Below are 17223 nucleotides of genomic sequence, written 5' to 3' on the forward strand. Positions count from 1 at the left end.
CGGAGACCGAACTCCCTCAGGGACTGTTCAAAGACCTGCTGGCGCTAGGCCAGGCCCTTTTCCTTGAGACGCTGCGACCAGTGATCCCATCCCCGGTCGAGTTGTTTGCCGACAAGCGCGCCCGCCGTCTTCACTTCGCCGGGCGACAGATATTTGACCTTGCCGATCTGGAGACCGGCCGTGAGCGCCTTGGCTTCCTGCTCGAGATAGAATGCGCGGAACACGACCTCGCGGACGGAACTGCCGACGTTCACCACGCCATGGCGTGCCATGAGGACCACTGTCTGGTCGCCAAGGCTTTCGGCGATATCCGCGCAGACGCCGCGGCCGCCGCCGAAGAGATCGGTCTCGTCACCCTGCTTGTCGCGGATCTCATACACAGGCACAGCCTCGCCCATGAATGCCCCCATATGCGTGACTGGGCGCAGCGGCGTGTCGGTAAAGCAGTATGGGAGCACGGCCGGCGAATGGCTGTGGAGCACGCACTGAACGTCCGGCCGCGCCTTGTAGATTTCGCTGTGAATGTAGCGCTCCAGATAGGACGGCCGATTGTCGGACGTTTCGCCGTCGAGATCGAAACGCAGGATGTCGTCGATCGTTATCAGGCTCGGTGCAAGCTTCTGGGCGAGGAAGAAGCTTTGGGGATCCTCCGGGTCACGGGCACTGATGTGCCCGAACGTATCCAGTATGCCTTCGTTCAGCAGGATCTTGGTCGCCGTGACCAGCTCCTGAAAGACCTTCTGGCGCGTGGCGTTGCTGTCTGTCATTCTCGAATTCTCCCATTGCACAGCGACCGCGATCGTTCTTGTTATTGTTGTTTTCGATCGCCGGGGTCGCGCTGTTCACCTGTTTTCGTAGATGCCGACGATCCGGTTCTGCTCGATGATGTTGCCGGCATATTTCTGGAGAAACTCCTCCCGGTTGGGCGTCCCTTCGACCTTGGTGTCGAGGGCGTACACCCAGAAATAGTAGTGATGTTCGCCATGGCCAGCGGGCGGCTGCGGTCCGTAATACTGCGTGAGGCCGGCGCCATTGGGTCCGACGCGAAACTTTTCCTGCGCGTCGGAAAGATCGGTGGTCGAAGGATCGATGCCGTAGACGACCCAGTGGGTGAAACCATTGGCCAGCGGCGCATCCGGATCGTGGCAGATGACTGCGAGTTCTTTCGTACCTGCCGGGACACCGCTGACGGTCAGCCTGGGCAACACGTTGCCCTTGTCGCCCGCATGCTCGTCGCGCAGCCTGCCGAGGGGATGGAAATCTGCCGAGGTGATCTTCAGGTCCTTGATGTTAAGGGGCATGGAATGTGTCCTTGTTCGATCGAACTAAACGGTGGGCTCAAGGTCGGCGACGGTTTTGCCGCCGACGCGCTGATGCACGCGCGGCCCCGATGCGACGGCGACACAGATCAGAAGCTCGTCCGGGCGAGGGCCGTCCGGCACGGAGAAGGTGACGGCATCGTAATGGGAGCGGATGTAGAGCTCGTCCTTGTGGGCGAGCGGGATGTCGATGGCAGTGCCGGCAGCGGCGACCTTGCTGACGGATGAGATCCAGGCCCTGCCGCCACCCACCTGCTCGCGCAGCGGATCGCCGAACAGCGTGGTGATGCAGGCGACGACATGCTCCTGTTCGCCGGCCGTGCCAGCGATACCGCCCTTGCCGTAGCTGTTGACCGGCCGGTTGCCGAGCAGGGACGCGGCCCGTTCACCAAGCGCATGGCCGATGGCCGGGCTGGGGTCAACGATATCGGAGAGGTCGGCGACAAATTTGCCGGCAAACGGGTTGCGGATGACGACCCCGACAGCGACCTTGACGAGCCTGTCGCCGGGTTCACCGCCGTCATGGCGTATCTCATGGACGGTGGAGTACCAACCGCGCACCTCGTAGTGTTTCTCAACTTCAGCCGAATAGTTCATTTAAATCTCCCGAGGAGAGCACAGCTTCCGCCGCACCGATTGATCTGTTGCCCACCCATTCGAAATCACTGCGGCCATGAGAAGACCCCGCGCAGCGGATCGTAGCGAGCCGCCTCCAGGGCGGCCGGCGTGAACATGTTGCCCTTCGAGAGCGAGCGATTGGCCGCATAATCTCCGGAGAGCGCCTGGCAGCGATCGGTGATCGGGCGAATGCGCTTCTCCCAATCGACGAGCGCATCTTCGATGGAGGAGCCCGTCTCCAGGTCCTGCGACAGGCTGAAGGCGTTGACCATCGAGCAGCCGGCGCCCTGGGCGAGAGCCGGACACATGGCGTGTGCGGCATCGCCGACGAGCGCGACCTTGCCTCTTGTCCAGCTATCCAGCTTCGTCGTCTCGTATTTGTCGTACCGGGCGGTTTTCAGCTTTGCCGCCTCGACAAGACACGGCTCCAGGAAGGGGAACATCTCGACCCAGACCTCGAGATCGATCGGCACCGCCGATCCGCGCGGATCGGCGGCCGGGGCCATCAGGCCGAGATAGAGCTCGCTCTCGTTGCAGGGCGAGTAGAGGATGCGCTGGACCCGCGGCCAGAAATTCCACATGTCGATGGTATTGTCCCACTCGCCATGGCCGAGTTCCTTCTTCATGCGCGGTACGATCAGCCTGATGAGACCGTCCTTCGAGATCCAGCGATCCTGCTTGAAACCGATCGAGTCACGCACTTTGGAGCCGACGCCGTCGGCGCCGACGATCAGGTCGGCTTCGAGGATCTCTCCGGTCTGAAGAGTGAGGCGACCTTCCGGATCGGCCGCGACCGCTTCGGAATCGACGCGGATGTCGATGCCCAGCGCACGGGCGCGCTTGACCAGCGCATCATGCAGATGGCTGCGGGTCATGATACGCCAGGGCAGACCGTTGAATGTCTCCTTGGAGACGGACTTGTTGTGCATCCAGGTTTCGTAGGTCGGCGGCGTGTGTGAGCCCTGCAGGACATCGTCCAGCGCCCCCAGTCCCTCGAGGACGCGAAGGCCGTTGTGCCAGAGATAGATACCCGCGCCGAAGGCCCGGAGTTCGGAACTCTTTTCGTGCAACCGGACATCCCAGCCGTTCTGCTTCAGGGCGATGGCGGCCGTCAGGCCGGCAAAGCCACCACCCGCAACCTCGGCACGACGCGCCTTACCCGGAGTTTTGTTTACATTGGCCATTTTCTATCCTGATCCTGGGTACAAGAAGACGGCATGCTGGGCCGTCAGGCGTCGATGAAATTGGTGATGGCTTTCAGCGTGATCTCGGGGGCCGTCTCGTTGACATAGTGGTCGGCGTCCGGGACGACGACCACGGGCAGGTCCGGCCGCAGTCGGCTGGTCTTTGCCAGCGCCGCCGGCGAAACCAGCTTGCTCTGTTCACCGCGGACGATCAGCACCGGCTTGGTCACGTCCCGATAAGCCTGGGTCAGGTCTGCGCGCAGCCCCTTGGCGGTCTGGGCCATGGCCGAAGGCGACGCCAGCGGACGAAGACCGCCGTCGACTTTCTCATAGCCGCTTTCGGCCCTGATCCTGATCGCTTCGGCGGGAATGTTCGGGTAGCGGGCGGCCAGATAGGCTTCGACCGACTTGAGGTCGTCGAAAAGCCGGCTGCCCGCGTTCACCCGGGTTTCCAGTGCGTCGAGCGCCTCCGTCTCGATGTAGGGCGTAAAGTCGATCGCGATGACCGACCGAACCAGCTCAGGATAGCGCGCGGCTGCGGTGACTGAGTTTCTGGCGCCGAGCGAATGTCCGACCAGGATGGCAGGACCCCGATCGAGCGTACGGATCAGCGCGGCGATATCATCGGCATAGTCATTTGCTTCGTAGCCGCTCTCCGGCTTGTCGCTGAGGCCATGCCCGCGCTGGTCGACCGCGATGGTCGTGAAGCGATCCGAAAGCCTGGCCATCAATGGGGCGAAGACAGCCGAATTGGAGGTGATGCCATGGAAGAAGAGCAGCGACGGGCCGCAGCCTCCCTCACGCACATTCAAGACGATGCCCCCCGTCTCGATGCGTCGCGAAATCAGCTGGTCGGAGCGTGTGCCTGCCGCCATGTTCTGGATCCTTTTTGTTGCGGCCCGTCTCACTCAAGAGGATCATATTAGAAATGGCTCGTCAACCAGATTGTCAGACATTCTTGCAATCTTGATAATTGACAATCTGGCTATTCCTGCTGTCCAATGTGCGCAGCGTCGCATATGATGCGTCCGATCGTGACCCCGAGCCCAAGAGACGTCATCAATGCCGGCAGATCTGAATTTGCGGATTTCCCCACGGACGGTGCAGCAGGAGACTGTCGACAAGTTGCGGCTCGCCATCCTGTCCGGGCTATTCCAGCCGGGAAGCCGCCTGATCGAGAGCCAGCTCTGCGCCCAGCTCGGCATCAGCCGTCCTTCACTGAGGGAAGCGCTGCGCAGCCTCGAGGCCGAGCGCCTGATCGAGATCGTGCCCAACCGCGGACCGGCGGTCCCCGCGCTTTCGTGGGAAGAGGCGACCGCCATTTACGAGGTGCGGGAGCTGCTGGAAGTCGAGGCGGCGGGACGATGCGCATCACGGATTGCCGTCGAACAGGTGCAGGAACTGGAAAGGTCGCTTCTCGCTTTCGAGGAGGCGGCAGCCAGCCATGACAGCCTGGCACAGGTCACGACCGCCGCGGATTTCTATTCGATCATCCTCGCCAATTGCGGCAACCCGATCCTGGAGGAAGTCCATCGCGGCCTGGTGGCCAGGATCAGCTTCTTTCGAGGGCGGTCGATGTCCCTGGAAGGCAGGGCACAAAGCAGCCTGGCAGAGATGAGGGAGATCTATGAATCCATCGCCGCCGGCGACGAGAAAGCCGCCCGCAAGGCCTCGAAGAAGCATCTTCTGAAGGCGAAGGCAGCGGCGAAGATATCGATGGACAGCGGGATCTGAGTTTCCTCGGCAGGTCTCTTCCGAGGTCCAGAAATCCCTGATCACGTTTCGGTATCCGCAAAACACAGATCAGCGCGCCGAGGCTTGACCGCTTCGGCGCGGGCAATGCCGGCTGTCGAGGCCGGCCCGCAAAGATGGGGTGGCGATGACCAGAGCGACTGTTGAACGCGAACGGAATGCCGATGTCGTTGTTGTCGGAGGCGGCTCCGCCGGCGCACTGCTTGCAGCGCGCCTGAGCGAGGATCCGAGCCGCCGCGTCCTGCTGATCGAGGCCGGCGAAGAGGAGAATGACCCTGACATCCGCAATCCGGCCGCCTGGCCGGCACTGCAGGGTCGCAGCTACGATTGGGACTATCGCACCGAGCCACAGGCCGGAACCGCAGGGCGGGTGCACCACTGGGCTCGCGGCCGGCTGCTCGGCGGCTCCAGTTGCCTGCACGCCATGGGCTACATGCGCGGCCATCCCGCCGACTTCCAGGCATGGGTCGACGCCACCGGGGATCACCGTTGGAGCTGGGATGCACTGCTGCCAGCGTTCCAGGCTATCGAGGATCATCCGTTTGGCGGCGACGGCCTTTATGGCAAGGGCGGGCCGATGCCGGTCTATCTGCCGTCGGACGAAGTCAGTCCGGTCGCGCGCGCCTTCATCGAGGCAGGCGCTTCACTGGGTCTGCCGCGCCTTGAAGGCCATAACAGCGGGCAGATGATCGGCGTCACGCCGAACTCGTTGAACATTCGCGACGGGCGACGGGTCACAGTGGCCGACGCCTGGCTGACCCCGGCTGTCCGAAGCCGTGCCAACCTGAATATCCTGACGGGATCAAGAGTGCGTCGGCTCACGATGGCCGCCAATCGGGTACGCGGTCTCGAAATCGTGCAGCGACAAGGCAAGCGCGAGGCGATCCTTGCGGACCAGGTGGTGCTGTGCGCCGGCGCGCTGGAAAGCCCGGCCCTGCTGATGCGCTCCGGCATCGGCCCGCGCGCCACACTTTCCGCGGCGAATGTCGATTGCCTGATTGATGTGCCGGAGATCGGTCGCAACCTCCAGGATCATCTGCTGGGCGCCGGCAACCTTTACGCCGCCCGCAAGCCAGTTGCACCGTCACGCCTGCAGCATTCGGAATCGATGGCCTACATGCGGGACGGCGATTTCACCGCCAGCGGACAGCCTGAGATCGTCGTCGGCTGCGGTGTTGCGCCGATCGTATCGGAGTGCCTCCAGGCTCCCGCCATCGGCACGGCCTATTCGCTGCTGTTCGGCATCACCCACCCGACCAGCCGCGGCAGCCTGCGCATCAGCGGGCCGGAACTCGGTGACCGGCTGATCATCGACCCCGCCTACCTGCAGACCGAGCGGGATCGTGACTTGTTCCGCCGGGCTCTCGCGGCGGCAAGAGAGATCGGCCATCACGAAGCGCTCGCCGGGTGGCGCGAGCGTGAACTTCTGCCAGGGACCCTCGACACCAGCGCCGGTATCGACGATTTCATCGCGCAGGCGGTCATCACCCACCATCATCCCTGCGGTACCTGCCGGATGGGCAAGGACATGGACGCCGTCGTCGGCGCGGACCTGCGGCTCAGGGCGCTCGACAATCTCTTCGTCGTCGACGCTTCGGTCATGCCCAGCCTCACGGCCGGGCCGATCCACGCCGCCGTCCTGGCGGTCGCCGAGACCTTCGCACGGAGGATGGGCGCCGGAGGCTGAGCGGGATGCCCGACCACTGGCGCGTCGTCTGCACCGCCGGGCTTCAAGGTGAGTTTATCGAGTGCAAGCCGGCCGCAAGCGCAACCCTTTGTCCAAGGAGAAAACCCCGCCAGGCAATGCCTAGCGGGGCTTCGATCGTGAAAGGACGTGCATCCAAACAAGGCTACTGAACGAGGCGCCTCTTTTCCTCAGAAGTTAGCTGGCTAGCCGAACTTTGATCAAGAGCTCCGGCACCGACGACCTGCACGGCACTGTCTGGATTCTGCGTTTGCTGGCGAGTACCGGCGCGAGCATGCCGCTCCTCCTCCTTTTCCGGTTTGTCGCCACCGCTTCCGCCGCCGAAACCGAGCACTTCGACGATGATGATCGACGGCTGCTCGTTGGCTCCGGATTGGGCCGGATTGGCCGCAGCCTTCGACGCCGCACCGGCCACATTTCCAGCTTCGGTCAGGCCGCCTATGTTCGGTGCCACGACCTGCGGCACGCCGGTCATCGTGCCCTGGCCCTGGATGTTGGCCGCATTGACGATGTGCAAGGCGGCAACGTTCACATTGCCGGAGAACCGGATGCCTGCCTCACCGGCGTCAATGGTGCCGAGCGGGGCAACCAGGTCGACGTCGCCGCGTTTCACTTCCGGGATCGGGTTCAACGTCGCAATACCGGCACCCGCCGACGGAATGTTCGGCGATAGCGTGACAACGCCGTAGTCGTCATAGACGCGCTTCGGCGGCGTATAGAGAACCGTCGTCTTGGCGCCTCGGCCAGCATTGATGTCGCCCTCGCCAGACCAGGCGAGAATGCCGCCACCGAAAGTTGTTATGATACGCGACAGGCCGATCAGGACCGAGCCCTTCGAGTACATCTGGATGTTGCCCGAGCCCTGCGTGATCACCCCGGCGCTCGCCGGCGGCACTTTGCCCTCGACGCCGATGACGATCTGCCCGCCCGGAGCCATCATCTGGATGTCGCCCCCGAAGTTGGTACGGATGCCAGAGCCACCGTACATGACGATGTCGCCGCGGCGGGTGATGGTGTTGCCATCCGCATCCTTGTCCGGGAACAGGGCCGCGATCATCTGGCGACCGCGCAGGTAGGAACCGAAGCGCGGACCAGCGGTGTCGTTATATTCGCGACCGCCTTCGCGGGTCTCGGCATAGTAGACCTGCCGCAGGAAGATGCGCTGCTGTTCGGGTGCAAGGGTATCGAAATAGGTCAGCGCCTCTTCGCCCGTGCCGGTGAAGCCGAAGCGTTCCACGAGCCATGCGGCCAGTTCCTTGTCATAGACCTTCACGACCTTTCCCGCATTTTTCGGGTCGGCCAGCGGAAGGCCCGGGTCAGCAAGATTGGCCGAGCCGAGATAGCGAGCGCGCACCGCTTCCCAGTTCGCGCCGGTCATGCCCGCCTGCAACGACAGGCTGGCTCCGGGGCGGGTATCACCGGGAACCACGGCGCCGATGCTATAGATGTTGGCCGCATCTTCCTGCCGTATCTGGCCGCCGGCGATCACGTCCAGATTGCCTGGGCCGGCGATGGCGAAATTGGCATAGACGATATCGCGGCCCGCCTGCACCAGCGACATGTCGGTTGCATGGTTGTTCATGGCCGTGACATTGACGGAGAGAATGTCCGTCCCGGCACGAAGCCGCACCGCCTTGGCCATTTCATACCAGTAGCCATCGGGCGCGCGGTCTTTCCCATCCAGCCCTTTGCCGACGAAGCCGGTCACCGTGGCGCCGACCCGCAGGCCGGTAATGTCCCCGTTCGCCGCGTAGAAACGCACCGGATCAGGATCATTGCCATGCAATGCGCGGGTCACCGTGTTCGGACCGAACGCGAACAGGCCGTCTATGCCATTGTTGGCCTGGTTGGTGAGGACCGTCTCTCCATATTTCCAGTTGCTCAAGACGAAGGCCGGCTTGAACGGTGTCGCCAGCACCTCCATCGCCGCGCCCGACATGCTGATGGCATAACTTGTCGAGCCGGCACGGATCGATCCGCCCGCCAGAAATTCCAGGGCACCCGTGGGCGACGGCGCCAGCAACAGCGTGGCGTCATACCGCTGCTCGTAAACCACCGGGGAACCGGCGATGCGAATATCGCCGCCCGGCGCAACCGCCCGCAGGATCGAGGGATAATAATGATAATAACGCGTGCCACCGCCGGTCTGGACCGAGGGGGCGAGCAGATTGCTGCCCAGCTCATTGCCTTCACCGAAGGAGGCCGGGGCGAGATCGCCGCCCGCCGACAACAAGTTGATCGCGGTAGCCGGGGTCCAGAGCGAGAAACTGGCCTGCCCCTTGCCGTCCAGCGCCACGCCGCCATTGGTATGAGCGGCTGAGCCCGGCTGCCTCACCAGACCCGGATTGCCCGCGCCGGAAAGCACCAGATCGCCGCGTGTGTCCAGCCATGCGGTCGAATCGCCGAGCATCAGCACCGGCCCCGCGATTGCATGTGCGCCGCCCATCGCAAAGGGATTGCTTGGCCGCACGCCGAGACCATCGCCGAAGGTCGGGGTCATCCCACCCATTCCTCCGCCGGCCAGCTTCAGCGTGCCGCGCAGGTTTGTAAACACGCCGTTGAGGTCCAGATTGTCCTTCGTCAATCCGCCATTGCCGCTGGAAGGCCCCTGCTGGCTGACATAGGCGTTCGGGTTGAGCAGGCCGCCAATGCGGATGTCGAGATCGCCACCGCCGGTCAGCACCAGATCGCCGCCGACGACGCGGCCGGTCGATCCCACCGCCACAACCAGCCCCTGCGAGCGTTCCGCCCGCTGGGTCGTGCGGCGCATCCCTTCGCCACGGCCGGAGATGATGCCCGCATCGCCCGCGGCCTGTATCTTCACATTGCCGCCGCCCAGCGCGCCGAAGCCGGTGAACCCGGCCATGCGGGCCGACTTGTCCGTATTCGAGGGCTGCACATAAGCACCGAAATTGATCCACCAGCTGGTATCGACCGCGTCCACGCCCGCGGTGGTGCCGGTGCCCTGGCGCCACAGCCAGTTGCCCACACCCACGCTGGAGAGAAGCCCCGTGTGACGGTCGTCCGGCATGGCGGAACCGGCAACCTCGCCCATGCTGTCGCCAAGGATATTACGCCCGGCGGAAACCAACAGATTGCCGCCGTGGTCGGGATACCAGGCCCGCCAGGCAGACAGCACGCCGTCATAGTGGCCGCCGCCCTGGAGATCGCCCAGCACCGCGCCGTTCTCGCCCGAACGCGGCAGGTTGAAGCGGCTGTTGTTTATGCCTGCGATGCTGCTCTGCTCACCGGCGGTATAGACGCCGTAGAGCGACATCATCGCAACGTCGCGCCCGGCCACGAGGCTAAGGTTGCCCGTGCCCGTCCGCAGCACGCTGAAGGCGGGCGAACCGAAGGAATAGACATAGTCGCGCACTTCCTTCGGCGGCTCGAACCCGGCAGCCTGGCACTGGGTAGGATTGACCTCGCAGAAATCGGGCAGAGTACTGCCGGTGAGCTGCTGGAAGGTACTGCCATATGCCTCCACCAGCGCGGCATCCAGCGCCGCTGCCGTCAACCCGGCGAAGCGTTTATCGCCGATCCAGCCGAGCGCGCCATCTGCGGTGAGCACGGGCTTGTCCAGCTTGCCGCTGCAGTAGGTTTCGTTGCCGCTGCTTTTGCAGACATCCGCCAGGGATTGTTTGTTGAAGACATATTCCCAGGACATGCCCCAATTTGCCTGCATCCAGGCGTCGATTTCCGCCTGTGTCTTGCCGGCAAGCGAGTCATCCCCGAAGAATTCGAACGCTCCCTGTGCATTGAAGGACCATGTCTTGCCATCGGTCGGCTCCTTCATGACGCAGGCACCGGGCTCCAGCGCGCAATAAGCAGCGAGGGACATACCCCAATAATCCTCGAAGCTTGCACCCAACTTGGACTTCATCAAAGCGTTCAGGTCTTCCGCGTTGAGATTGGCGAAGCTGGCATCGCCCAGCGCCTTCACTGCGCCGGCGGGCGTCAACGAGATGCCACCGCCTGGCCCTGAGCCGCCTTCAAAACGGATGTTGACCTTGCCGATCGAGCCGTAGTGGGTATCCGCCAGCACGATGTCTCCGGTGCCCAACGCGTTCTGCGCCCGCATGTCGGAAGAGCCGAGATCGGCCCCCGCCACCGCCGTCAGATCCCAGCTCGTCGTGCCTTCGGGCAGCATCGGCGCCATCGCCCAGTTGCGGCCCTGGCGCCCGTCGGCATCGACCGGGCGCAGATTGACCGGTTTGTCGCCGACAAGCTCCACTTTGGTCATCGACGGGATCAGCGATCCGCGCGCAAGCGTGATCTGTCCACTGGTTGTAAGCGCCGTCGGGAGTTTCGTGCCCTTGGGCAGGGTGAACGAACCGACCGCTACAGCACTGCGAAGCTGGAAGCCCGCACCCAGTTTCGAACCGCTATCCAGCGTCAGCGTTTCAGCCAGCACTGTGCCCGCCTTGTAGAGTCTGCCGTCCGCCGTTTTAACGTCGGCGGAAAGCACGAGCCCTGCCGGCAGGGTCAGCTTGCCGGTCAGCGACACCTCCACCGGGACGGTGCTGCCCTCGGGTAGGGTCACCGCGCGCACCGTGATGTCGTAGTTCAGCACCGCACCGGCCGGGAAGACAGTGCCGACATCGAGCACCACGCCGTCGATCGGTACCACGATATCGCCGCCGAAAGGCGTATGGCCGTTGAAATAATAGCTTTCGCGTCCCTCGGTCAGCAGCCAGCCCTTGTCATCGGGCGTAGCGGCGGGTGGAGCGAAGCCATCGTTGATGCTGCCATGAACATTCAGATTGCCAGCGGCGCGCAGTGCCAGCATCCCCGGTTCACCAAAGCCGCGCCGTGCCGGATCGAGCCGGTTTGCGTTCGGACCATAACGATAGCCGGAAAGATCGATATCGCCCGCCACTGTCAGGTTGCCGCCTGGGTTGGTGGTCGCATTGCTGGTGATCTCGACGCCGGGGCGCAGGCGATGGCCGGACAATCCCGACAGCCGCGCGGTCAATGACGGATTGACAAGTGCTGCATCCATGAAGGCCCGGCTATCGCCATCAATTCCGTCAAGATAGGCCTGGGTGATGAGCTGCGGGCGGGTGCCGGACACGTCCGGCAGTGCAGCCAGCGGCGCATCGTCGTAGCTGCGCATTCCATAGACGGCAACGGTCCTGGCGCCCCGCACGTCCACCGTGCCACGCGCATCCACCGCCACGTCATTGGTGCCGACGCGCGGGGCTATGAGGTCCAGCGTGCCACGCGCGACATTGTCCGCGAAGATCGATCCCGTGCCCGCGCGCAGGTCCACCACCGCGCCGTCGCGCAGCATCAGCGTGCCTTTGCGGGTGGTCAGTTCCACCACGGCGCGATTGGCCGCATCGATGGGCTTGCCATAGCTGTCCAGCCGGATGCCGCTGGCATGGGCGTCCAGCGTGCCGTTGATGGTGAGGTTGCCCTTCGCCGCCAGCCGGATGGCGCCAACCTGATAACCGCTGGCGTCGATCCTGCCATTGACGGTCAGGTCGCCGCCATCGAGCACGATCTGCACTTCGCGCGCCTTTACCTCGTCGCCCACGACAAGGTCGCCCTGTTTGACCTGGAAGCGCCGCGCACCAAACAGCTCGCCCTTGTTCAGCCGTTCGTTGAGGCCGGCAAAGTCCGTAAGCGTCTGCGCCCGCACGGTGAGCTGGCCGGCATCATAAGGCACCAGCGTCCCGCCAGCATCATAAACGCCGCTGGCCTTGCCCCGGATCGTGCCGAGAAGGTCCACCCGGCCCGCGCCTTCGCCCAAGGCGGTCGCGCTGATGCTGCCGCCACGGTTGTAGGCCGCCGAAATGTCGATCACCGATCCCGCTGCGGCGCTGACATTTCCGTCGCGGCTGGACATCAGAAGATCGCCGGCCCAGCTGTAACGCTTCGCGTCGAAAATGGTGATCTCGCGCCCGCTAAGGTCGATCTTCGCGCCGTTGCCCAGCATCACGTCGCCCGCCGCCTCCAGCACCAGCTTGCCGCTGGGCAGAACGACGGCCGTATCGAGACGGATGGACTGGCCCACGAAGCGCAGTTCCGCGCCGAGCTGGTTGATGGCGGGCACTTCGCCGCCGCTGCTGCCGGTGATGGCGATGGCGCCACCCGCGTGAACGGCCAGCTTGCCGCCGGAACCGCCGGTCAGCAACGGAGCCGTGATATTGAGATCGCCACCCGCATAGCTCCAGCCCTTGTCGGCCGCGTAGCCGGTCTGTTTGCGATAGACATGCAGCGTGCCATTGTTGGCATCGGCGGAGATGAGCTTGCCCGCTTTGAGGTTCACGGTATCGAAGCCCAGCGCGATGCGATCGGTCGGTACCAGCCGGACCTGCTGCGAATTGGGCGTATAGCCAAAGCGGATCGTTTCCGCGACGATGTCGAGTGTACCACCGCCCAGCCGGTCGAGGATGGCCGCGCCCGGCGCAACGGCGATTGCGTCGCCAGGCCGATATGTGGTTTCCGTATTAACGGGGACAGTGCCCGCCCAGATGAACTCCCCAGTGCGGATCGTCGTCACGTCGCTCGCAGAGCCATAGCCGTAGATGGCGGGCGCGCCGAACACCAGCCGCTTCAGTCGCGACTTGCCGTTCATGTCCAGCGTATCGAGCGTGACCGATCCGTAGATGTTGAAGGCATCGCGGGCGTTCAGCACCAGCGATTGCAGCGCGGGCGTGCCCTGCGCCGTATTGCCGGCCAGCAGGCTGGTCAGCAGGCTTTGGTTCAGCGCCATGCCGGGCGCAAGCTGCCCGCTCGCGCGCGCTTTCGCCAGCGCTTCGGCCGAGCCTAGGTTCACGGCGGAGACGGCCAGCACCAGATCACGCGCACCATAGCTGACGGAATCGCGCAGGGTGAACGCGCCATTGGTCGCTACGCCGATCGTGCCTTCAGTCAGGATGCGCGTGTCACCGACGCAGACATTGCCCGCGGCACAGCCGCCAATGTCGATCGTCGGCTTCTTCTCGCCAATCGCGGCCAGCAGGTTGACCCAGCCGTTCGAGACGACGAACGCGCTTGTCGACGTGCGGAAGAAATAGCCTTCATCAGAAGAGAAGCCCGGCCTGCCGAGGCCGATGGTGCTGATGGTCGCGCCTTGCTCCATCAGAACGCCCAGGCCTCCGCCGTCCGCAGTCAGCACCACTTCCGGCGCGCGCAGGATCGCGCCGCTGCGCAGGATCACGCCTCCCACATCGCCATCGATCGCAACTTCAGTCTGTCCATTGCCGCCCAGCGTGCCGCCGAGCACCATGCGGTTGGCACCGAAGGCGTTGAGCTGGCTCGCCTCGATCGCCATGCCGGCCAGATTTTTCAGCGGCGCCTGGCCATCCGCCAGGATCTGGAGCGTGGACCCGCCGAAGCCCTTGCCAGATACCGTCAGTATGCCGCCGAAGCCCTTGCTGTCTTTGGCTGGATTGAACAGCGCGGCGCCGTCGAACAGCAACGCCTTTTTGCCGTCCAGCCCCGCGCCGTCGCTGAATTTCAACCGCAACGCGCGGGCATCGATCGTCAGCATGCCGCGCGGGAGGTTGCGTCGCGCGGCATCGGCCAGAATGAAGTCGTTGTAGCTGGTCTCGTTATAGCCGCTGTGCCGGCGCACCGCGTCCGCGGGCGTGATGATCAACTGGCTGGCCTGCGCCGAGCGGTGGCTGGTGTTGACCGTCCCCAGATAGCCCGGCGCCACGAAGGAGCCGCTGCCAACCGGTGTCACCCCTGCCAGTCCGGCCGCGGCGACCTCGCCGATCTCGACGCGGAATGCACCCGGCAGCAGCGCATAGTTGGAAGGCATCAGCGTGTAGGTGCCAGCGGGCAACCCTGGAACGCCATTGGGGATCGTCACCTGCTGCCCGGCCGCTGGTGCGCCCGCGCCCATTTCAGACCCGACCGGAGCATAGCCGCCGGCATGGCCCGGCACGAGCGCATAAACCCGATTTCTCGACCGGCTGAAACCGAAGGCCGGGTTGGAGTCAACCAGGGCGGCGGCGAGAATGTTGACCGATCCGCCACGCCCACTGACGAAGCCCGCGCCCCGGAGGTCGCCGCCGCCGGACATGTCGAGAACCGCGCCCGCTTCGACCACGACCTGCTTGCCGGCGATCGTGAGGCTGCGCTCGCTCGAAACATTCGTCCCGCCAATCCCCGGAACGGCAAGATCAGCGCCGGCATATTCATATTTGATGCCATCGATGGTGCCGCCATAAGGCATCACCAGCCCCGCACCGCTGACCGACGTCACGCTGCCGCCGAGAAAGCGCACCACCGGATTGCTGTAGACGTCGCCGACCACGATCGCGCCGAGCGGCGCGCGCAGCACGCCGCCTTGCTCGATCAAGCCGGCGGCGATGGTCAGCTTTCCCGCCACAGAGAAAGGCATATCCGGGGCCGGCCCACCCCAGGACCGGATGATGAGACGGTCGTCCGGTCGCGATGCGACCTGAACGCCGCCGCCATTGGTATCGCCCACGCCGAGATAGCCATCCGCGCCGGTTCCCGCATAGATCTGCGCGGCCGTTACCGTCATCAGGCGGGGTGCGAACAATGTGGTCCGTCCGGACCCTACCGTCGTAGGGGTCGAAAGCAGGCGGATGTCGCCACGGCTGCTCAGCGCGACGTCGCCGAAGCCCACGAATTCGTTGCGACCATGAACATCGATATGGCTCGCGCTGATCCGCAATGTATCATTGCGCTTGGGCGAGGTCGGGACAGGCTGCGCTCCTATCAATTCGGTGTTGCCGTTGGGTCCATAGACGGCCTGGCCCAGCTTGACATAGGGCGCCGACAGGCTGACGGTGCGCCCGCTGGCCGCGTCGGCCGCGACCTCCAGTGGCGACCAGAGACGCAGGCTCTGCCTCATGTTCAGCGTCAGGTCGTCCGGTGTGCGCATCGTGGCGAAAATCGAGAGATTGTCGAACCCGCCCGCTTCGATCTGGTCCACGCCCATATAGGCGGTGCCGTAAGCCAGCTTGTCGCCCGGTTTCGCGCCTTTGCCCAGCCGGTCCCCGCTTGTGTTGCGGGTCAGCACCAGCGAGCGGGGCGTCAGCACCTCTGCGGTCGGCTGCCCCTTCTGATAGAGGCCGAATTGGAAGGTCAGCGCCAACGTGCCACCCGCAGCCCCTTCGCCGCCCGCCGCCGCGCGCAGCGTGCCGTCGATGAACAAGGCGTTGGCAGAGCCCATCACGATGGTGCCGCCGTTGCTTGCCACCTTCACCGGCTGCCAGGCGCCGTTCGCCCCCGGCAGGTCGAGCAGCACGTTGCTGCCCGAGGCGTCGAGCATCGCACCGGGGCGGATCACGACATGCAGGCCGGGCGGACGACGGATCACCGGCTCACCGCTTTCCCAGTCGAGCACGCTGCCCAACTGGATCGTGCCGCCCGCCTGCGCCAGCCCATAGCGATAGCCGCGCCCATCGACAGCGCTCGTGCCGCGCCCCGCCACGTCGAGAACGGCCTGTTCGCCGATCCAGATCGAGCGGTTATGCGCCGTGGGATCGTATGGTGCTATGTCGGAACGGACCACGTCGAAGGTGATGCGGCCACCCCAGGCGTTCAACCGCCCTTCGACCGTCATCTGGCCGGGCGCAGCGATCCTGATTTCCGCACCCGGATCGACCGAGACAGTCGCGCCCTTGCCGATCTCGACACCGCCGCCCTGATACGATCGCTGCGAACGCAGCGTCAGATCGGCCTTGCCGCGCTGGACCAGGCGGCTGGCGCGTGGGTCTTCCCGGTAGACTGGAGGTGTCCACAATTCCAGGACACCGGCCGGATCGCTGCTGCTCGACGCCGTTCTGCTCTTCTCGGCGAGCCGATAGACCGGCATTGCAACGTCGATGGTTGCCCCCTCCGCGACGATCAGCCCTTCCTGGCCATTGATGTCATAGGCGGAGAAGCCACTTTGAAAACGGCCGGCAGACAGGTTGAGCGCGCCTTCGACCGGCGTTTTGGCACCGATCAGCACCTTGCCGCCGGAGGTCACCGCCAGCTTGCCGCCGCCGTTTACACCGAATGCGGCGAGTTCGCCGTCGAGGCGCAACCGGCCCGTGGCGTTGCCCCCCTGTTCCGAGCCTGCGATGAGCGAAACGTCGCCGCCCTTTCCGCCCTGGGTCTTGGCATTGGCAAGCAGGGCCGCACCCGAGGAGACGTCGATCCGGCTTCCCCCGGCGAGGACGACGTCGTGGGTGGATTCGAACTGCACCTTGCCGCCGTCGACATAAGCAAGCTTCGAAAGATCATTGGGGTCGAGGAGAAGGTTCGACCAGTGGCCGGTGAGATCGAGCCTGGCGCCGGGATGCAGCGTGACCCGCGCAGTGTTGGCGGCGGTCAAGATAACAGGGACGGTGCCGACCGCGGTCGAGCGAAACACATTTGTTGCGCTGACGCTTCCGCTTTTGACGGTTACGTTGGCCTTGAAGTCGACGATAGGCGCGACGAGATTGAGGGAGCCGCCATCGGCGAGTGTAAGGTCGCGCTCGATGCTGATCTTGCCGCGCGTGGCAAGGTCGAGCCCGCCCAGCTTCTGCGCGTTGAGATGTCCGGCATCGAACCACAAGGTGCCGTTGCGCGCGGATGGCAGCGCGGCACTGGTGTCGAGACCCTTCGTGATGCCGGCGATGTCGCCGATGATGATCGCGGAGTTGTGCGCGTCGAGCCGCCCCTGCGC

At 64.5% G+C, this 17223-nt stretch carries 8 protein-coding genes; 2 read left to right on the plus strand and 6 right to left on the minus strand.

Translation table 11 applies throughout. The features are described from left to right. Positions 1–44: 44 nt before the first annotated feature. From AC3WTO_RS20565 to AC3WTO_RS20585, 5 genes are all read right to left on the minus strand, one after another. A complete protein-coding gene (locus tag AC3WTO_RS20565) occupies positions 45–767 on the minus strand; it encodes a class II aldolase/adducin family protein (protein ID WP_492462746.1) in 723 nt (240 codons plus the stop codon). 75 nt (positions 768–842) lie between these two features. Then, complete coding sequence (locus AC3WTO_RS20570) at positions 843–1301, minus strand: YbhB/YbcL family Raf kinase inhibitor-like protein (RefSeq protein WP_492462747.1); 459 nt, start codon at positions 1299–1301, stop codon at positions 843–845. 24 nt (positions 1302–1325) lie between these two features. After that, positions 1326–1916 carry an amino acid synthesis family protein gene (locus AC3WTO_RS20575; RefSeq protein ID WP_492462748.1) on the minus strand — a complete coding sequence of 197 codons (591 nt, stop codon included), beginning with the start codon at positions 1914–1916 and terminating at the stop codon, positions 1326–1328. A gap of 65 nt (positions 1917–1981) precedes the next feature. Then, entirely contained in the window at positions 1982–3121 is a 1140-nt protein-coding gene (locus tag AC3WTO_RS20580) for an FAD-dependent oxidoreductase (RefSeq protein ID WP_492462749.1), read from the minus strand. Between the two features lie 44 nt (positions 3122–3165). Beyond that, on the minus strand, positions 3166–3996 hold the full coding sequence (locus AC3WTO_RS20585) for an alpha/beta fold hydrolase (RefSeq protein ID WP_492462750.1): 831 nt from the start codon (positions 3994–3996) through the stop codon (positions 3166–3168). Between the two features lie 187 nt (positions 3997–4183). Here AC3WTO_RS20585 and AC3WTO_RS20590 point away from each other — a divergent pair, with 187 nt between their 5' ends. Together AC3WTO_RS20590 and AC3WTO_RS20595 are read left to right on the plus strand one after the other, a co-directional pair. Further along, positions 4184–4855: a GntR family transcriptional regulator gene (locus AC3WTO_RS20590; RefSeq protein ID WP_492462751.1), complete on the plus strand. Its 672-nt coding sequence runs from the start codon at positions 4184–4186 to the stop codon at positions 4853–4855. A 145-nt stretch (positions 4856–5000) separates the two neighbouring features. Beyond that, positions 5001–6560: a GMC family oxidoreductase gene (locus AC3WTO_RS20595; protein ID WP_492462752.1), complete on the plus strand. Its 1560-nt coding sequence runs from the start codon at positions 5001–5003 to the stop codon at positions 6558–6560. A gap of 163 nt (positions 6561–6723) precedes the next feature. Here AC3WTO_RS20595 and AC3WTO_RS20600 read toward each other — a convergent pair whose 3' ends face one another. Further along, positions 6724–17112 carry a filamentous hemagglutinin family protein gene (locus tag AC3WTO_RS20600; protein ID WP_492462753.1) on the minus strand — a complete coding sequence of 3463 codons (10389 nt, stop codon included), beginning with the start codon at positions 17110–17112 and terminating at the stop codon, positions 6724–6726. Between the last annotated feature and the right edge of the window lie 111 nt (positions 17113–17223).

This window comes from Mesorhizobium sp. EU05-FHT14A09, assembly GCF_058790995.1.

Bases quoted from the DNA above. Each gene is read 5' to 3' on its own strand.
- AC3WTO_RS20565 (WP_492462746.1), bottom strand. From the start codon at position 767: ATGACAGACAGCAACGCCACGCGCCAGAAGGTCTTTCAGGAGCTGGTC.
- AC3WTO_RS20570 (WP_492462747.1), bottom strand. From the start codon at position 1,301: ATGCCCCTTAACATCAAGGACCTGAAGATCACCTCGGCAGATTTCCAT.
- AC3WTO_RS20575 (WP_492462748.1), bottom strand. From the start codon at position 1,916: ATGAACTATTCGGCTGAAGTTGAGAAACACTACGAGGTGCGCGGTTGG.
- AC3WTO_RS20580 (WP_492462749.1), bottom strand. From the start codon at position 3,121: ATGGCCAATGTAAACAAAACTCCGGGTAAGGCGCGTCGTGCCGAGGTT.
- AC3WTO_RS20585 (WP_492462750.1), bottom strand. From the start codon at position 3,996: ATGGCGGCAGGCACACGCTCCGACCAGCTGATTTCGCGACGCATCGAG.
- AC3WTO_RS20590 (WP_492462751.1), top strand. From the start codon at position 4,184: ATGCCGGCAGATCTGAATTTGCGGATTTCCCCACGGACGGTGCAGCAG.
- AC3WTO_RS20595 (WP_492462752.1), top strand. From the start codon at position 5,001: ATGACCAGAGCGACTGTTGAACGCGAACGGAATGCCGATGTCGTTGTT.